The sequence below is a fragment of the Chloroflexota bacterium genome, assembly GCA_016219275.1.
In the GTDB taxonomy this organism is placed as follows: domain Bacteria; phylum Chloroflexota; class Anaerolineae; order UBA4142; family UBA4142; genus JACRBM01.
Map to the genome: position 1 here is coordinate 47,761 of JACRBM010000021.1, position 17,627 is coordinate 65,387.

Genomic DNA, 17,627 nt, shown 5'->3' on the forward strand with positions numbered 1-17,627 from the left:
AATCCTCGAAATGACGAAACTGATTTTGGTTCGGCACGGCGAAACGACGTGGAACGACGAGCGACGTTTTCAGGGACACCTGGATGTGCCGCTCAACGCGCGCGGTTGGCGACAGGCGGAGCAACTCGGCGCGCGTTTTGCGGGCGAAACGATTCACGCGATTTACACGAGCGATCTGCGGCGTGCGCGCGACACGGCAGAGGTGATCGCGTCGCGCGCGAACAAGCCACTTGTCGTCGAGCCGCGCTTGCGCGAAGCGTGCATGGGCGAATTGCAGGGGATGACGTACGCCGACGTTCACGCGCGCTGGTTCCCCAACGTCGCGACGATGCCGAGTTATTTTGTGGACGATGCGCCAGCGGGTGTCGAGTCGTTGCGTGAATTGCAAGCGCGGTTGGTCAGTGCGGTCAACGACATCGCCGCACGGTATGTAAACGAAACGGTGTTGATTGTCAATCACGGCGCGGGCTTGCGCGCGCTCTTTTGTGCGTGGCTCGGTATTGAGTTGTCCGCGTACTGGAAGTTGTGTTCCGACAGCGGCTCGGTTTCCATCGTGCGTGTGACCGAAGCGGGTGTGGTCGTCGAGTTGTTGAACGATACATCGCATTTGGGGAACGACCGCTGACGACTGACCGCCGACCGCCGCGAATCATCTGCGGTCGGCGGTCGGTGGTCGGCGGTCACTCGGAGAGTTTAGTGACAGCCAGACTACTCATGTTGCAAGGCACGGCGTCGAACGTCGGCAAAAGTTTGCTTGTTGCCGCGCTGTGTCGAATGTACAAACAAGCAGGCGTGCGCGTCGCGCCGTTCAAGGCGCAGAATATGGCGCTCAATTCTTTCGTCACGCGCGACGGGCTGGAGATCGGTCGCGCGCAAGCGGTGCAAGCCGAAGCGGCGGGGATTCCGGTGACGGTCGAGATGAATCCGATCCTGCTCAAGCCGGAAGCGGATTCGCTGTCCCAGGTTGTCGTGATGGGCAAGCCGCGCGCGCGGTTGCACTCGCGCGATTACAATCGCGACAAGCAAGAGTTGTGGCAGATCGTCACCGACGCGCTCGCGCGTTTGCGCGCTGAGTACGAGTTGGTCATTATCGAAGGCGCGGGCAGTCCCGCCGAGCCGAACCTCAAAGCGGGCGACATTGTGAACATGCGCGTGGCGCGTCACGCGAATGCGCCCGTGTTGCTCATCGGCGATATTGATCGCGGCGGCGTGTTCGCATCGCTCGTCGGCACGCTCGATTTGCTCGAACCTGATGAACGCGCGCTCGTGCGCGGCATTCTCATCAACAAGTTTCGCGGCGATGTTGCGTTGCTCAAGCCCGGGCTCGATTGGCTCGAAGCAAGGGTCGGCGTACCAACTGTCGGCGTCGTGCCGTTTCTGCGCGATCTCAAAATCGCCGAAGAAGATTCTGTTGCGTTGGACTCGACCCTCACCCCAGCCCTCTCCCTGGCAGGGAGAGGAGGCATTGATGTCGCGGTGATTCGTTTGCCGCACATTTCCAACTTTGACGATTTCGATCCGCTCGCGCTCGAAGCGAACGTGCGCGTGCGTTACATCACATCGCTGCAAGACCTGGGTGAGCCGCACGCGATCATTTTGCCGGGCACCAAAAGTACACTCGCCGATTTGGATTGGCTGAACGCGCGCGGTTTCGCGGCGGCGATTCGCGCGCACGCACATCGCGGCGCGACGGTCGTCGGCATCTGCGGCGGCTATCAAATGCTGGGTCGCGTCGTGCGCGATCCCGACCGCGTTGAGTCGGAACGCGAGGTGAGCGAAGGGTTGGGCTTGCTCGATGTCGAAACGATTTTCTTGCCGGACAAGGCGACGCATCAAGTCCGCGCGCGCGTGACGGGCACGCGCGGATTTTGGCGCGAGTTGCAGAGCCAAGAGGTACGCGGGTACGAGATTCACATGGGTAAGACGATTGGCGGCGACGCGGCTCTGCAAATCATCGAGCGCGGCGACGATGCGTGCGACGAAGCGGATGGCGCAGTGAGCGCGGACGGAAAAATCTTCGGCACGTACTTGCACGGCTTGTTCGACAACGCGAATTTGCGGCGCGCGTGGTTAAACTCAATTGGGACGCAGACGAACGCGGACGAACGCGGACAAGACGATTATTCATCCGCGTCAATCCGCGTTGATCCGCGTCCAATTGAAATGCAAGATATACGCGAACGCGAGTACGATCGCCTTGCCGCGCATGTTCGCCAGCACGTTGATTTCACGCGGATTCGCCAGATCGCGGGAGTGTGAGATGAACAAACGATTCGTGTTCATTCTCGGCGGCGCGCGGAGCGGCAAGACGCGCCATGCGCTTGAACTCGCGCCGCAACTTGGCGCGCGCGTGACCTATCTCGCGACTGCCGAGCCGGGCGACGACGAGATGCGGACGCGCATCGCGCATCATCGCACCGAACGACCCGCGCACTGGCAGACCATCGAAGCCGCGCGCAACATTGGCGATGCGCTCGCGCGTGTGGACGCGGATGTGGTCTTGCTCGATTGCATCACCTTGCTCGTCACGAACGCGATGCTCGCGGCTGGCGAGCACGCGACGTTCGAGGAGCAACAGGCGTGCGTGAACGCGGAGATCGAAGCATTGCTCGCAGCGTATCGCGCCGGCAATTTCACGCTCGTCGCCGTATCGAACGAGGTCGGGCTAGGCGTTGTGCCGGAGTATCCGCTCGGACGCGCGTATCGCGATTTGCTCGGCTGGGCGAATCAACATCTCGCGCGCGCGGCGGATGAGGCGCTGTTTATGGTTGCCGGGCTAGCGATGAAGGTCAAGGGGTAGGAACATCCACGAGTGTCGTTGCGATCGAAGCGAAGCAATCCCTAATTCGCTTGTGGGGGATTGCTTCGTCGGCACAAACCGCCTTCTCCATTAGACTACAGTAAGGTATAATGTGGACTGACCGAAGACGGATGGAACAAGTCTATACGCTCCTTTAAGCATCGAGCTCCGATTGCGAATCAGACTCCATTGTCTACAACCCGTTATTTTGTAGGTCTCGACATTGCCGCGGAGACCTTCATGGCAGCCCTTGGTACGACGCCGTGGAAGTTGCTCGTCCGAGCCAACCAGTTTCCAAACTCGGCGGACGGGTTTCGGCAGTTGACCCAATGGTTGCACGAGCACGACTGCACGCTCGAGCAAACGGTTTTGTGATGGAAGAGATGGGCGTGTATGGCGAAGCCCTCGCCTATTACCTGGTGGCTCAAAAATATGCCATAGTGATCGAGCCGCCTTTGAGGGTCCGCGTGCCTTCACGCCCGCGAGTCCTAAAACGGATGCGGTGGACAGTGAGCAAATTGCCGAATACGCCTGTCGCTACAGCGACGAACTGATGCTCTGGCAGCCGTCGAGCGAACTGGTCGAACAATTGCAGGGCTGGCTCACCACGCGCGAACAGTTGGTTCAGCAAGCGACCGCACAGCAGAACGCCTTGCGCGGGTTACGGCGCCAAGTCGTCCGCATCGCGTTCGCCGAGCAGGTCTATGAACACATGATCACCGAAACTCGCTCGCGCAATAAAGCCCTGGAGCAAGAAATCTATTGCTTGATTGACCAACATCCCACCGCACATCGTTTGCTGACTTGGCTCGTCACCATTCCGGGCGTGGGGCTCTTGCTGGCGGCGCACATCTTGGTACTCACGCACTGTGCGATGCACCCGTTTCCAGCCCCCAAACTCGCGACGCATCTTGGGATTGCGCCCATTGCTCGCGAAAGTGGCACATCCGTCTATGCCCACCTCACCTCGCGTCATTATGGTCCGAGCCAACCGCGCAAGTTACTGCATTTGGCGGCGCGTTCGGTCAGCACGCACGACAAACACTTTCGGGCGTACTACGCGAGGAAGGTCGCGGAAAGCAAAGCCAAAAAACTTGTTTTGAATAATAGACATTATCGGGAATAAGACATCTCTCGCCAAGCCGCCAAGAACGCCAAGTTTTTTAAGATGATTCTTTACGTGCCTTGCGTCTTGGCGCGAGGTAAAAGTTGTTTCCGATAAAGTCTAATGTGGCGAACAAGCTCGTGCGCATTATTTGCGCCATCCTGGAAAGCCAGACGGACTATGACGCGAACGATGGCAGGCGCAAATCAGCATTGGTCAAAAATTAGCCAAAAATTAGGTCTGGACAAAATCATCAATGACAGGCGGAGGGGGGCTATGCTCATCACGAACGGCACAGTCATTATGCTTGGCGCGCAAAACCGCGTCATCGAAAACGGCGGGGTGTATGTTCGCGGCGACAAGATCGCAGACATTGGCACAACCAAATTACTACTTACCAATTACCCGGATGCCGAACGCCTCGACGCGCGCGGCAAACTCATCATGCCCGGCAGTATCGTTGGGCACACGCATTTCTACGGCGCGTTCGCGCGCGGCATGGCGATCCCAGGTTCTGCGCCCGCGAACCAGCCGCGAAATTTTCCGCAGATTCTCGAAAACCTGTGGTGGAAGATTGATCGCGCGCTCACGCTCGACGATTGCAAACTCTCCGCGCTCGTCTGCCTCGCGGACGCAATTCGCAATGGTACGACCACCCTGATTGACCATCACGCCAGTCCCAACGCGATTGACGGCTCGCTTGACGCGATTGCGGATGCGGTGCTCGAATCCGGCTTGCGCGCATCGTTGTGCTACGAAGTGACGGATCGGAATGGCAGCGCGGGTGCAAGAGCCGGGATCGAGGAAAATATCCGGTTCATCAAACGAATTCGCCATTCGCCATTCGCCATTCGCCAGCGCCTCGGCGCTTCGTTCGGCTTGCACGCATCGTTCACCGTGTCTGACAAAACATTGGAAAAGTGTCTCGATGAAGTTGAGGGGTTGCCCACCGGCTTTCACGTTCACGTTGGCGAAGACGTTGCGGACGAGGATGATTCACTGAGCAAGTACGGAATGCGCGTCGTAGATCGCTTGCACGCGCGCGGTGTGCTTGGCGCGAAATCTATCGCGGTGCATTGCGTCAACGCGGACATCGGCGAAATCGAATTGCTGCGCCAAACGAAAACGCACGTCGCGCACAATCCGCGCTCGAATATGAACAACGCGGTCGGCGTTGCCGACATCCTGGGTATGTTGCGGCGCGGCGTGAATGTCGGCTTGGGCAACGATGGGTTCTCCAACAATCATTTTGCGGAAATGAAATTCGCGTACCTCTTGCACAAAGCCACGCGACGCGATCCGCGTGTGATGGGCGCGGACCAGGTTTTGCAAATGGCGTACGCGAACAATGCAAACATCGCGCAAGTGTTTTGGAAGCCGCGTGTAGGCGAGTTGTCGGTCGGCGCGTTCGCGGACATTATCCTCCTCGACTATGTTCCATTCACGCCGTTGACTGCTGGCAATTTCCCGTGGCAACTCATTTTTGGCATTGATGGCGGACATGTCACGCACACAATTTGCGCCGGCAAACTGCTGATGAAAGACCGCGAACTGCTCACGCTCGACGAAGAAGCGATTGCGGCGCGAGCGCGTGAACGCGCGGCGCAAGTTTGGAAGCGCGTGCAAACGATGTAGCCGGTGTGTCGGATCGGCAATCCCAATTTCCAACATCTGATTTCCAATCTCGATCATGTCTCTCTTTTCCCAAATCCGCATTCTCATCAAAGGTTCCGGCGACCTCGGCACCGGCGTGGCGTGGCGGTTACACAAGACTGGATTTCCCGTCGTTATCACCGAACTTGCCCAGCCACTCGTTGTCCGCCGCACGGTCGCATTTGCGAGCGCGGTGTACGACGGCGCGATCACGGTTGAGGGCGTCACCGCGCGCCGCGCTGAATCATTCGAACACGCGCGCACACTTTTGGGTGCGGATGTGATTCCGGTGTTGGTTGATCCAGAGATGCGCGCGTGCGAATTTTTTGCGCCCCGCGTGTTGATTGATGCGGTCATGGCGAAGCGCAACACCGGCACGCGCATCACGGACGCGCGCTTGGTGCTCGCGCTCGGTCCGGGATTTATACCGGGCGTGAACTGTCACGCGGTCGTCGAAACGCGTCGCGGGCACAACCTGGGACGCGTGTGGTGGCATCGCGCGGCGGAAGCGAATACGGGCACGCCGGGCGAAATCGGCGGCAAGAGCACGGAACGCGTGCTACGCGCGCCGGTGGATGGGCGCATCATCGCGTTGCGTGAGATTGGCGATTACGTCGCGACGGGCGAAGTGATCGCGCGCGTGAGTGGTGCCGATGTGAGTGCGCCGTTCGATGGAATCTTGCGCGGACTCGTGCACGCGAGTTTGCCGGTTCACGCGGGCATGAAAATCGGCGACGTGGACCCGCGCGCAAATCGCGAGACGTGTTTTACGATCAGCGACAAGTCGCGCGCGATTGGCGGCGGCGCGCTCGAAGCGATTCTCACGTGGATGAATGGAAACCAGAATTCAGAATAAAAAAACTCTTCGAGAAATCGAGGAGTTTGTTTTTTTGCGGCGGTTGGCGGTCCGTCGTCGTCGGTCACTTTGCCAGCGGACGTGAATCTTTTTGTGCGCTTTGCCAACGCTCGAAAAAAAATCGGAACATTGCCCAGAGCACGCCGACAATTGGAATGCCAAAAAACGCGCCCCAAAATCCGGCGACCTTGACACTCAGAAAAATCGCCGCGAGCACGAGTAGCGGGTGCATATCGAGCGAGTCGCTCAACAGCCGCGGCATGATCACGTTCGTGATGACGAATTGATAGATGAACAGCGCGACCAAAACCCAGATGGTCAGATTCGGCGCTTGAATCAACGCGACAAAGAGCGGCGGCAGGAGCGCGAGGAACGGACCGACCAAGGGAATCAGCATGAACAGCCCAGCGAACAAACTGATGACGAGTGAGAAATTCAATCCCAGGATCGTCATGACCAGCAATGTGCCAATGCTGATGGCGATAGATTGAATCAACTGACCGCGCATGAATCCGCCGAACGTGCGATCCACACTGCGCGCAAAAAAACTCGCTTCGTCTTTATATTCCGAGGGAATGACATCCCTGATCACGGCGCGCAAGCGCGGACCATCCAGTGTAAAGTAAAATCCCAGGATCAACACGAACAAAAAATTCGCGACAAAGCCGAGCAGACTAGTGAAAATGCCGAGCGCGTTTTGCACGATGGCGGTAACGTACCCTTGCAAACTATTGACCGCGGCGCGCAGCGCCTCGTCTATTTTGATCGGCGCGCCAATGCGCGCGAGCCGATCTTCGAGCCACGCCATTGCCGGCGGCGCTTGCGACGCGAGCGCCGGCAAGCGCCGCGCGATATCCGACAATTGTTGAATCGCGATCGGCGCGAGCAATGCAATGCCAATCACAATGATGAGGGCGAACGCGAGATAAATGATCGCGATGGATGCCGCGCGCGGCAGGCGAAAGGAGGAATTCTCGCCGAGCCACGAGACAATCGGGTTGAGGATGAACGACACGAGCCAACCGAGCAGGAACAACAACAATACGTCGGCATAGTCGCTCAAGAGATGCCACACCATTTGCGCGACGATGAGCGTGATGAGGATGATGATGAGCACGAGCACGATGTTGATGAGTTGATTGCGTTCCACGAATTACTTTCTCGGTGAAAAGCCGCGGCGCGCGCGCACGAGACTCCCGATGAACAACGTTACAGCCAGCACGAACGTAGCGCCGAATCCGCCCAACAAAGCCCAGGGCAAATCGTTTGTCCCATCTGCTTGCACTTGAAAACCATCGAGCGCGATTTCGCCCCCTTGTCCGGCAACTACTTCGAGTTTGTGCGAACCGCGTAATAGATTTTTCGCAATCGGCAAATGAACCTGGGCTTGATCGTTCGGCGCGGACAAATCAATGTAGCTGTTCCCATTCGTGTCGAGCGGCAGGTTGGGCACGCGCTGTCCGTCGAGCGTCACCCACGCGCGTCCTTCGGTCGGTCCGCGGCGCATCACTAGTTCGATGCCGTCGCCCCAGAACCGAATCGTTGCGCGCGCGCCGGGCTGGCGCGTCACGAGTTCGCGTCCCAGGTTTGCGCGCGGGGTCAAGTACGGTTGCCACACGCCGCTGTACTCGATGGCGGGATTCGTCTCTTGATAACAACCGGGTTGCGCGACCGCCGCGGGCGAAGCCAGGTCTTTCAACCGATAATACACCAGGCGCGGCGTAAAGTCCACGTCCACCATTCGAAAATAATAATCGGAACGATCCGGCGTCATGTCGCCGACCTGGCGAAAATACCAAATGTTGACGACGCCCAGCCAAGCCCATTTCGCGCGCGCGTCGCTGATGCCGCGCAACGTGTACTCGGCTTGTTGTTGCTCGGTGACACGTCCCCAGACGAGTTGGTCATTCTTGAAATCCGGCGGCGACGCGTTCCAACCGTACTCGTTGATCCATATCGCTTTGTGCGCGTCGTTATTCTGCTCCATGATTTGCCGCGCGAGCGCGACGCGTTGAAAGTTGAGTTTGTTCGGATCGGGCGGATCGTCGGGCGACGCGCGCAAGCCGAACGCGTTTGCGGAGAGAATGTCGAAATAGTCTTTCGCGCCGGCTTGGTACAGTGCGGTGAGATAATCGAGGTCATTCATGTGCCGCCACTGATCGGACGTGGCGTCCCAGCCCTCGCCGAGCGTGATCGCGAGCGGCGCGGACAGTACGCGGATGCTGGGGTCGGCGGCTTTGGCGCGTTGGTACGCGATTTCCAACAAGGCGGCGTAACCTGCCGGGTCCACCGGGCGATTGCCCCATTCCGGAAAAATATTCGGCTCGTTCCAAATTTGGATAAAGTGGATACGTCCCAAATAACGCCGGACGAACGCGTCCACAAAATCGCCGTAATCGTTGAAATTGTCCGGCGGTGATTGCGGCAGGTTCTTGTCTTTGCGCGCCCATGCCGGGGGACGATCCAAACGCGCGATGATTTGGACGCCGTACTTTTCAAACGTCGCGACGATTTGATCCGACTTGTCCCAATCGAAACTATTTTTGCGTTTCTCGATTTCTTCCCAGGAAAATTCTTGCTTTGCCCACACGATGCCGGCTTCGCGCGCCATCCGCACCGTGCGATCGCGTTTCCATTCTTCCACTTCGCGGTCGAGGAAAAAATTCGCGCCATACGGATTCACGTCGGTGTCGGGAATGACGCGCGCGGGCACAATCGCCGGACCGGGGTTATGCGACTGGACCCACGTGGCAACGCTCCACGACAAACCGACGAGCGAGGCGAGCACAATCAGCGCGAGGAAAAATCGAAAGAGGCGATCTCGAAATCTCAAGGTTTGGACTCCTTTGATTTCATCTTAACACAAGGCGTGGCGCGCGTCAAAAAAGTAAGAGCGAGGCATTTGCCCAATCAAGATTCTCCAATTCACGCGACTCGTTTTGCAGGTGCGTTGCTTGAAGATGGGCGGTTATGCAAATGCCTCGCCCCTACGTCAAACCCAACCAACAATTTTGCTGTACACGTACGCGCCAAACTCGTAACAAAAAATCGTCAAGCGCGAGTGCGTTTGAACCGCCTTCCAGCCGTACGCCGGTTCGCCCGAGGCGATGACGGAGAGCCAGTGAAAATTGCGCCAGCCCATCTTGCGCGCAGTTGCGACCGCGCGCCGCGTGTAGAGGTCGAGTGTGACGAGCGTCGGCTGACCCAGGTTTTCGCGTTCGATAATGTCGTGCGCGAACCGCAGATTTTCCCAAGTGTTGATCGAACGATCTTCGCCGATGAGATTCGCGCGCGGCACGCCCCGCTGTGCGGCGTAAGCGATCATCACCGCCGCGTTCGTGACGCCGAGGCGCTGATTGTCGCCGGTGCACATGATGAGTTTCGCGTGCGGAAATTTCTGCCACCACGCGATCGCTAACTCGATTTGCGCGATGGTCGGGCGGGTGGGGCGGGTGCGATCGCGCAACGCGTACGATGGAATGATGAAACAATCGGGTCGCGTGGGCGGCGCGTCGGGGATGCGCCAGCGTGCCGCGATCATTGATTCGGCACGTCGCCGCTGTGCACGGACGCGAGCATTTGGTCCACCGGTACGTAATCATCGGTGAGCGTGATGAGTGGCGCTTCGTTGAGCATCGTCCGAATGCGTTCGTCGCTGGCGAGCGTGCGCGCGAATAACGCATCGCCATCGCCGCCATCGAATTGCGCGACGGCATTCAGGTCGAGTTCCTTGTCGGCGCCGACCAGGACAAAGAAACTGCGCGAGGCATGTCGCCAATCGGGATTGCCTTCGGCGAGATAAACGTACTTGAAGGTCTTGGTCAGCGTGTAATAGTACGCGCGCACAAACTCGCCGCGCGCGCCGTCAATGATGTTGACGACGTACATACCGTCGTCCGCCAGCCACGCGCGGACGCGGTCGTTGAACTCTTTCGTCGTCAGATGGTACGGCACGGAATAGTGATTGAACGCGTCGCCCAGGATCAAATCGTATTTGCGATTGGGTGGGCGCGTAAAAAACAAGCGCGCATCTTCGTTGAACGTCACGATCTTGGCTTCGCGGTTAAGCGCGAGCCGATCGTACGCAACCTGGGTCACGCCCGGGTCAATCTCGACGACGTGCATCTCACTCCCAGGATATTCGGCGTCCATGTACCTTGCGAATGTATAGCCGCCGCCGCCAATCATCAACACACTCAACTGCGGATCGTACGCTTTGCGGGACTGCGCCACCTCGGCGTAGATTTTTTCATAACCGTAGACTAGATGCTTGGGATCATCCAATTGCACGAAACTGTGTACGAGGTGGTCGAGCACGAGCTGGCGAACTGGGTGTCCTTGCTCTTCGATGTCGTACAGTTTGATGCAAAAATAATTCGTCTCGACGACGCACGGACCTTTGAGCCAGCCGTCGTTCGACGCGTACGTGGACGCGCCCGCGACGATCAACGCGGAAAGCAACATCGCTTGCCAACGTCCCGCGAGCAAAAAGAGCAAGCCCATCACGAACAAGATTCCGGCGACGCCCCACACAATCGCGTACGTGCCGAACCACGAAATCAGCACAAAGCCGGTGAGGAAAGTGCCGACGATACTCCCTGCCGCGCCGGCGGCGTATATCATCCCCACCGTGCTTCCCGTTTTCGCGAGATCGCTCACCGCGAGTTTCGCGACGATGGGCGAAATCATTCCCAGGATCGTGCATGGCACGAGGAACAACGCGCCGGTCAGCAGAACGATTTCCGCGACGATCGGAATATCGAGCGGTGTGATCGGATCGAGGCGATCCATCGCGAGGATGCCGAGCGATGTGAGCGCCGACGCAAAGTAAACGATGCCGAGCAACCTGAGCGAACCCCACTTGTCCGCGAGCATGCCGCCGATGTAATTGCCGAGACTGATCCCCGCGAGCACCACGCCGATCACACTCGTCCACGTGTAGAGCGACGAGCCAACGTGCGGTGCGATCATGCGCCCGGCGACCAGTTCGATCACCATGATGCACGCGCTCGAAACGAAAACGATCAAGTTCGGTTGCCACAGCCACAGGTTGCGCTTGGCGGGGGATGACGTAGCACTAGACATAGTACGACTCCTGTGAATTGAATTTGTCCGATACGCAATACGATCCACATTATACACGAAATCGCGTCCAGACCTTCCAGGTTTTAGAAACCTGGAAGGTCTGGACGCTGCCGCAATTCCGCTACGCGCGTTTTCACGCTCGCGAGCAACGCGCGAATTTGTTCCTCGCTTGCCGCGCCGCCGCCCTGCGCGAGTTTCGCATCGCCGCCGCCGCGCCCAGCAATGTCCGCGAGCAACGCGCGAATCAGCGCGTTCGCGTTCACGCCGGTGTCCGCCGCGCACGCGACGGCGACACCGAGTTTGCCGCCCGCGCGCGTGACGAGCACGGCGACGATGCCCGGTTCGTTTTGCAGCGCACTAGCGATCGCGCGCACGGCTTGCGCCGCGCGTTCGCCTTCGTCCGCCACGATGAGATTGAGCGCGTCGAGCGATTCGGCGTGCGCGATCAATTCGCGCGTGTGATTGTGCAGGCGTGCTTCTTCGAATTGGGCGAGCGCGGTTTGGGCGGCGCGCAACTCGTCGCGTTGGCGTTCGAGCGCGGCGACGATGCCTTCGGGTCCGGTGCTGAACGAGAGACCGACCTGGGTGACGATGGTTTGGTACTGTTGGAAAAATTCAAGCGCGCGCGTGCCTGCCGCGAAATAAATGCGCGTCTTGTCGTTTCGTCGCTCGGTCTTGAGAATCTTGAGTACACCGATCATTCCGGTGCGCGGGCAATGCGTGCCGCCGCACGCGGAGTAATCGAGTTGGTCAATCTCGACGATTCGGATTTGCCCGGTCACCTTGGGCGGACGGCGCAACGGCACGGACGTGATATTCGCTTCGCTGACCCAGTACGATTTGATCGCGCGGTCTTGGTAAATGATCACGTTCGCAAAATTTTCGACGCGCGCGAGATTCTCTGCGCTGATCGCGTTCGTGTTCAAGTCGAGCGTCGAAGCCGAATCAATGTTGATGTTGACCGCGACGGTTTCGAGGTCGAGTTCATGCTCGAATGCTTGCGACAAGAGATGTTGACCCGAATGGTGTTGTATAAATGCGAATCGCCGCGCGCGATCAATCCGCGCGGGCAACGCGTCGCCATTTACCTCGCGATCAACGATGTGCAGAACATCGCCCGCGTCGTTCGTCACGACATCGGTCACGCGCGCATCGCCGAGGGTTCCCGTGTCGTGTTCCTGTCCGCCGCCGGTCGGATAAAAGTACGTCGCGTCGAGTACCACCGCGCGGCGACCATCGGGCAAAACCGTTTTGCCGGTGATGTGCGCGGTGAATTCGAGTGTGAGTGGATCGTCGAGGTACGCGAGTCGAGTGGGCATGAGATACTCCGTCGGGATACGGAAAAAGTGATGCGTATTTCGTATTGCGTACTAGTGCGCGGGTTTGACCGCCGACCAATCGGCGGTCGGCGGTCATTTCAAAACTTGATCACGCGAAAACTTTCCGCGTAAAACTCGCCATCGAAATCAGCGCGGCGCATACGGTCGCGCAAGCGTTTCTCCAGCGCGGCGAAATCTTTGATTTGACTGCGATGTTCGCGCAACGCGGCGAGTTTGATGTCGAACGTGTCGTTGACCGCGACCCACAGATTCGGTTCCTGGGTCACGCACAGCCACACTTCTTTTGGCGCGTGCGGTTCGAGTCCTTCGCCCAACAATTCGGGAAAGTACATCCGATTGCCCGCGGCGGGAAACACGGCGTCGAGCGTTGCCGCGCCGGCGGCGCGATGATCGGGATGGTTGATGCCGTTCGGGCGAATGTACGAGAGCGGATCCCCGGTGACGACGACGTGCGGCTTGAATCGTCGAATCTCGCGCACGATGGCGCGGCGCACGTCGAGTGTGTTGAACAGTTCGCCGTCGTGATAATCGAGAAACACGACATCCTGCGCGCCGATGACGCGCGCGGCGGCGCGTTGCTCGCCTTGCCGATCTATGCACAAATCTTCCGGCGTCATGTCGGGATTGTCGCTCCCTTTGTCGCCGCACGTCAGCAAGAGGTAGCGAATGACCCGACCTTGCCTTGCCCACTTTGCCAATGTTGCGCCGCAGAAAAATTCTGGATCATCGGGATGCGCGAGCACAACCAAAACACGTTGGGGTTCGTTTTCCATGCGATTGACCTCGAAGAAAAATTATGCGGGTTGTAGTGTACTCGCCTTGGGCATTCCGGTCAACTGAGTCGCAATGGGCAAGATAGAATCTTGCCCCACAAGAATCCGGTCAACGGAGTCGCAATGGGCAAGATAGAATCTTGCCCCACAAGAATCCGGTCAACGGAGTCGCAATGGGCAAGATAGAATCTTGCCCCACAAGAATCCGGTCAACTGTGGCGCAAGATTCCATCTTGCGTTACGGGAAATTCCGTTTCGCGGGAAAATGATTATAATGCGCTTGTGATTATTGATTCGCACACACATCTTTTTTCGCCGGAGGTGATCGCACAGCGCGAGCGGTACGCCGCGCGCGACGCGTTCTTTGGCGCGCTGTACAGCGGCGCGGTCGCGCGGATGGTTGGCGCGGACGAATTGATCGCGGCGATGGACGCGGCAGGAGTGGATCGCGCGGTCGTCGCCGGGTGGTGCTGGCAAGCGAATGAAATTTGCGTCGAGCAAAATTCGTGGCTGATGGACATCGCGCGACAATATCCCGATCGCGTGTCCGTGCTTGCGACCGTGCAACCGAATGCGGGCGCGGATGCGATCCGTGAATTACATCGGTGTGTTGAAGGTGGTGTGGTTGGCGTTGGCGAGCTGAACGCGGACGGGCAGGGCTTTCGACTCGACGATCCTGGGCTGATGAACCTCGCGCGCGAATTGTCCGACCTGGGTCTGCCGTTGATGCTGCACACGAACGAGCCGGTTGGACATGTGTACCCAGGCAAGGGCAAACTTGCACCCGCCGAAATCTACGCGTTCGTCAAAGCGTTTCCCGATTTGCGAATCGTGCTCGCGCATTGGGGCGGCGGGTTTCCGTTCTACGAGTTGATGCGCGAGGTACGCAAGATCGCGCGCAATGTGTTCTACGATTCCGCCGCGTCGCCTCTGCTGTACGACATCGGAATTTTTCGCGCGGTGACGAACATCGTCGGCAGCGACAAGATTTTATTCGGCAGTGATTTCCCGTTGCTGCTGTACCCGAAACGTCAGCGCGAGCCGAGCATGGACCTGTTTTTGAACGACATCCGCGCGGCGGGATTGAGCGACGATGACCTCCGCAACATTCTCGGCGAAAACGCGATGCGCGTGGTCGGGGCAAGGCATTTGCAAAATCGCGCCACTGATGTAAAGTGACGCGGGCTTGATTATGGATTCTTACCGACAAGCGATTGAGCCAATGCCTTGCCCTTACGAAATCCCGCACGCGCAAAAGTTTGTCAAAACAAAATCACTGTGATATAATGAACTTGTTTGACACGAAATCCTCATCTACGAAGGAGTAGCGCAGTGCTAGACCGTTACGGCATGGTCGGCATCTTTGCCGTCATGGCATTGATTTTCCCCGTTATTCCCCTTTTAATGGCGTGGGTCGTTCGTCCCAAAAAGCCCAACAAGTCCAAATCTGCCACGTACGAATGTGGTCTCGAATTCGAAGATTTTCCTGAAGAGGCGCAGAATGTCTGGGTGCAATTCCGCGTCCAGTACTATCTCTTTGCGCTGATCTTTGTCGTCTTCGATATCGAAGTTGTGTTCCTCTACCCGTGGGCGGTGGCGTACAACGCGCTGGGCACATTTGCGTTGGTCGAGATGGTCGTCTTTTTGGGCATCCTCGTCCTCGCGCTCGCGTACGCGTGGCGCAAGAATCTGCTCGAATGGGTCTAGTTAGTCTAATAGTCTCCTCGGCGAATAGTCGGCTCGTCTTTCGACTATTGGCGAGGTGACGACGCGGCTAGACGACTACAGGATAAACTATGGATTTCATCAACAATCTTTTCGTTCTCATTTACGATTGGCTCAACGGGCTGTTGAATGGTTGGCTCAAAGGCGCCCTGCCCGCCGATGTGGCGAGCGCGCTCGTCGCCGCGATCATGGGCTTGCTCGTCGCAACCGCCGCTCTGCTATTCATGGTGCTGATGGTGCTCATCATGATTTGGCTCGAACGCAAGAACGCCGCGCGCTTGCAAGACCGCGTTGGTCCAAATCGTGTTGGTCCGTTCGGTCTGCTGCAGCCAATTGCCGACACGATTAAAATGCTCATCAAGGAAGACATCGTGCCGGCGAATGCCGACCGGTTGGTACACACGCTCGCGCCGATGGTCGCGATGGCGCCGGCGGTGCTCGCGCTCGCGGTGGTGCCATACGGTAAAGGCATGACACCGGTTGACATCAACATCGGTCTGTTGTTCATGCTCGCCGTCGGCTCGATTGGCGTTATCGGTATTTTCATGGCGGGCTATGGCTCGAACAACAAGTACTCGCTCCTCGGCGGAATGCGCGGCGTCGCGCAAGTGGTCAGTTACGAAATCCCCCAAGTGCTCACGGTCGTTACGATTATCCTCCTCGCCGGTTCGATGTCGCTCAACAAGATTGTCGAAGCGCAAAGCGGTTTATTCGGTTTCCAATGGTTCATCCTCGCATTCCCGGTCGGACCGATCGCGTTCGTCCTGTTCTACATCTGTGCGCTCGCCGAAGTGAATCGCTCGCCCTTCGACTTGATCGAAGGCGAATCGGAAATCGTCGCCGGCTTTTTCACCGAGTACAGCGGGATGAAGTGGGGCTTGTTCTACCTCGCCGAGTATTTCAACTTTTTCATCGTGTGCATGTTGGGCGCGACCTTGTTCCTCGGTGGTTGGCAAGGTCCGTTCCTGCCACCCTGGCTCTGGTTCATCGTCAAGACGTACGCACTGGTCTGGCTCGGCATGTGGATTCGGATGACCTTGCCGCGTTTCCGCGTAGATCAATTGATGAAATTCGCGTGGAAGGTGCTCGTGCCGATCGCGCTCGTGAACCTGTTGCTCGCGAGTGTTCTTCTCAGTGTTTACAACGGAATCGGATTTTGAGTTGAAGGAATCACGATGACGGCTGATTTATTTCTTACGAACGCAGTCTTTTTCATTCTCGCGGCAGTCACGCTCGTCGGCGGTTTTCTTGCGGTGAGCGCGCGTAACTTGGTGCGCGCCGCGCTGGGTTTGATCGTTTCATTCTTTGGCGTCGCGGGAATTTATTTCGTGCTCGAAGCCGAGTTTGTCGCGATTGTCCAAGTGCTCGTCTACGTCGGCGCGATTTCGGTGCTCATCCTGTTTTCGATCATGTTGACGCGCGGACTGATGAAGGACACGACCTCGCCGCAAAATTCGCAATGGCTTGCCGCCGGCGGCATCGCGACGCTGGTGTTCATCGCGCTCGCGGCGGTGACGCTGACGGTCAAGTGGCCCATCGCGCAAGCCGCGCTCCAAGGCGACTTGATCGCGAAACTGGGTACGGAACTTGTGACGACGTACGTTCTTCCATTCGAAGCGGTGTCGTTGTTACTGCTCGCCGCGCTCATCGGCGCGTTTGTGATCGCGAGAGAGTGATAGCGAATTTGACGATTTAGCAGATCAATGATCTGAACTGGAACGGAGACTGGAGATGCAGGTGCTGCGTCCAATCAGAATTCTGGTCATCTCAACATTTGTGGCATTGATTGGCGCGGGCATTGTTGTTGGGGTAGTGGATCAACCAGGTCGTTTTGGGGGCAGCGAAACGCTCAACGAACCTGCCGCTCAGAAACATAGAGGCATCCACTCAAGAGCAGAGATAATCGGTCTCGCTTTAGCAAAAAACGATTTATTCGACTGTGCGACTCATCGTACTGGCGGCAAACCGTTACTTCCTGTTCAACGCGAGATATTCACTGTTGTTCAAAATGTCAGAGTAACTCCTGATGATGGGAATGGATACCATAAAGCGGTCTGGTCACCAAGCGGCGATGCGCTAGTATTTATCGGATCAACAAACGAATATCGAGAAATACCGAATCAGAGCTTTTCCTCCAATACCCAAACACGACTAGTACAGCTCGGCATAAATCCTTCGGTAGTTTCTAAACGGTGAATACACGGACGTTCAATGAACTCAAATTGGACATCCTGACAATACCGTGGCATATTTTATGACAGCGCGCGAGCGACTCCCACTCGAGTTGAAT

Annotated in this window: 17 protein-coding genes; 11 read left to right on the plus strand and 6 right to left on the minus strand. The window is 57.7% G+C overall.

Features of this window, described 5'->3' with window-relative positions:
* Window positions 1-10: 10 nt before the first annotated feature.
* From HY868_03900 to HY868_03925, 6 genes are all read left to right on the plus strand, one after another.
* Window positions 11-625 (plus strand): histidine phosphatase family protein, encoded by a 615-nt coding sequence (locus tag HY868_03900; protein MBI5301257.1) that lies wholly within the window; start codon window positions 11-13, stop codon window positions 623-625.
* Window positions 626-714: 89 nt separating this feature from the next.
* Window positions 715-2,259, plus strand: coding sequence for a cobyric acid synthase (locus HY868_03905; GenBank protein ID MBI5301258.1), 1,545 nt, complete (start codon window positions 715-717; stop codon window positions 2,257-2,259).
* Window position 2,260: 1 nt separating this feature from the next.
* Window positions 2,261-2,800 (plus strand): bifunctional adenosylcobinamide kinase/adenosylcobinamide-phosphate guanylyltransferase, encoded by a 540-nt coding sequence (gene cobU, locus HY868_03910; protein ID MBI5301259.1) that lies wholly within the window; start codon window positions 2,261-2,263, stop codon window positions 2,798-2,800.
* Between the two features lie 502 nt (window positions 2,801-3,302).
* Complete coding sequence (locus tag HY868_03915) at window positions 3,303-3,926, plus strand: transposase (GenBank protein ID MBI5301260.1); 624 nt, start codon at window positions 3,303-3,305, stop codon at window positions 3,924-3,926.
* Between the two features lie 255 nt (window positions 3,927-4,181).
* The gene (gene ssnA / locus HY868_03920) at window positions 4,182-5,540 is read left to right on the plus strand and encodes a putative aminohydrolase SsnA (protein ID MBI5301261.1); all 1,359 of its coding nucleotides are present in this window, start codon (window positions 4,182-4,184) and stop codon (window positions 5,538-5,540) included.
* Between the two features lie 55 nt (window positions 5,541-5,595).
* Window positions 5,596-6,414 carry an EF2563 family selenium-dependent molybdenum hydroxylase system protein gene (locus HY868_03925; protein ID MBI5301262.1) on the plus strand — a complete coding sequence of 273 codons (819 nt, stop codon included), beginning with the start codon at window positions 5,596-5,598 and terminating at the stop codon, window positions 6,412-6,414.
* Between the two features lie 64 nt (window positions 6,415-6,478).
* Here HY868_03925 and HY868_03930 read toward each other — a convergent pair whose 3' ends face one another.
* From HY868_03930 to HY868_03955, 6 genes are all read right to left on the minus strand, one after another.
* Window positions 6,479-7,564: an AI-2E family transporter gene (locus HY868_03930; GenBank protein MBI5301263.1), complete on the minus strand. Its 1,086-nt coding sequence runs from the start codon at window positions 7,562-7,564 to the stop codon at window positions 6,479-6,481.
* 3 nt (window positions 7,565-7,567) lie between these two features.
* A complete protein-coding gene (locus HY868_03935) occupies window positions 7,568-9,247 on the minus strand; it encodes a beta-galactosidase (GenBank protein ID MBI5301264.1) in 1,680 nt (559 codons plus the stop codon).
* A gap of 159 nt (window positions 9,248-9,406) precedes the next feature.
* Entirely contained in the window at window positions 9,407-9,955 is a 549-nt protein-coding gene (locus HY868_03940) for a YdcF family protein (protein MBI5301265.1), read from the minus strand.
* The gene (locus HY868_03945; protein MBI5301266.1) at window positions 9,952-11,499 is read right to left on the minus strand and encodes a fused MFS/spermidine synthase; all 1,548 of its coding nucleotides are present in this window, start codon (window positions 11,497-11,499) and stop codon (window positions 9,952-9,954) included. Before HY868_03945 ends, HY868_03940 begins: the two co-directional genes overlap by 4 nt.
* 83 nt (window positions 11,500-11,582) lie before the next feature.
* Window positions 11,583-12,818 carry a hypothetical protein gene (locus HY868_03950; protein ID MBI5301267.1) on the minus strand — a complete coding sequence of 412 codons (1,236 nt, stop codon included), beginning with the start codon at window positions 12,816-12,818 and terminating at the stop codon, window positions 11,583-11,585.
* 98 nt (window positions 12,819-12,916) lie between these two features.
* Complete coding sequence (locus HY868_03955) at window positions 12,917-13,612, minus strand: PIG-L family deacetylase (GenBank protein ID MBI5301268.1); 696 nt, start codon at window positions 13,610-13,612, stop codon at window positions 12,917-12,919.
* A 225-nt stretch (window positions 13,613-13,837) separates the two neighbouring features.
* On the opposite strand from HY868_03955, the gene HY868_03960 reads away from it, so the two are divergent.
* The 5 genes from HY868_03960 (at window position 13,838) to HY868_03980 (ending at window position 17,533) form a co-directional block, all read left to right on the plus strand.
* Window positions 13,838-14,791 carry an amidohydrolase gene (locus tag HY868_03960; GenBank protein MBI5301269.1) on the plus strand — a complete coding sequence of 318 codons (954 nt, stop codon included), beginning with the start codon at window positions 13,838-13,840 and terminating at the stop codon, window positions 14,789-14,791.
* Window positions 14,792-14,944: 153 nt separating this feature from the next.
* Window positions 14,945-15,319 carry an NADH-quinone oxidoreductase subunit A gene (locus tag HY868_03965; GenBank protein ID MBI5301270.1) on the plus strand — a complete coding sequence of 125 codons (375 nt, stop codon included), beginning with the start codon at window positions 14,945-14,947 and terminating at the stop codon, window positions 15,317-15,319.
* Between the two features lie 179 nt (window positions 15,320-15,498).
* Window positions 15,499-16,497: an NADH-quinone oxidoreductase subunit NuoH gene (gene nuoH / locus HY868_03970; protein MBI5301271.1), complete on the plus strand. Its 999-nt coding sequence runs from the start codon at window positions 15,499-15,501 to the stop codon at window positions 16,495-16,497.
* A gap of 15 nt (window positions 16,498-16,512) precedes the next feature.
* Window positions 16,513-17,013: an NADH-quinone oxidoreductase subunit J gene (locus HY868_03975; protein MBI5301272.1), complete on the plus strand. Its 501-nt coding sequence runs from the start codon at window positions 16,513-16,515 to the stop codon at window positions 17,011-17,013.
* Between the two features lie 55 nt (window positions 17,014-17,068).
* Complete coding sequence (locus HY868_03980) at window positions 17,069-17,533, plus strand: hypothetical protein (protein ID MBI5301273.1); 465 nt, start codon at window positions 17,069-17,071, stop codon at window positions 17,531-17,533.
* Window positions 17,534-17,627: the final 94 nt, after the last annotated feature.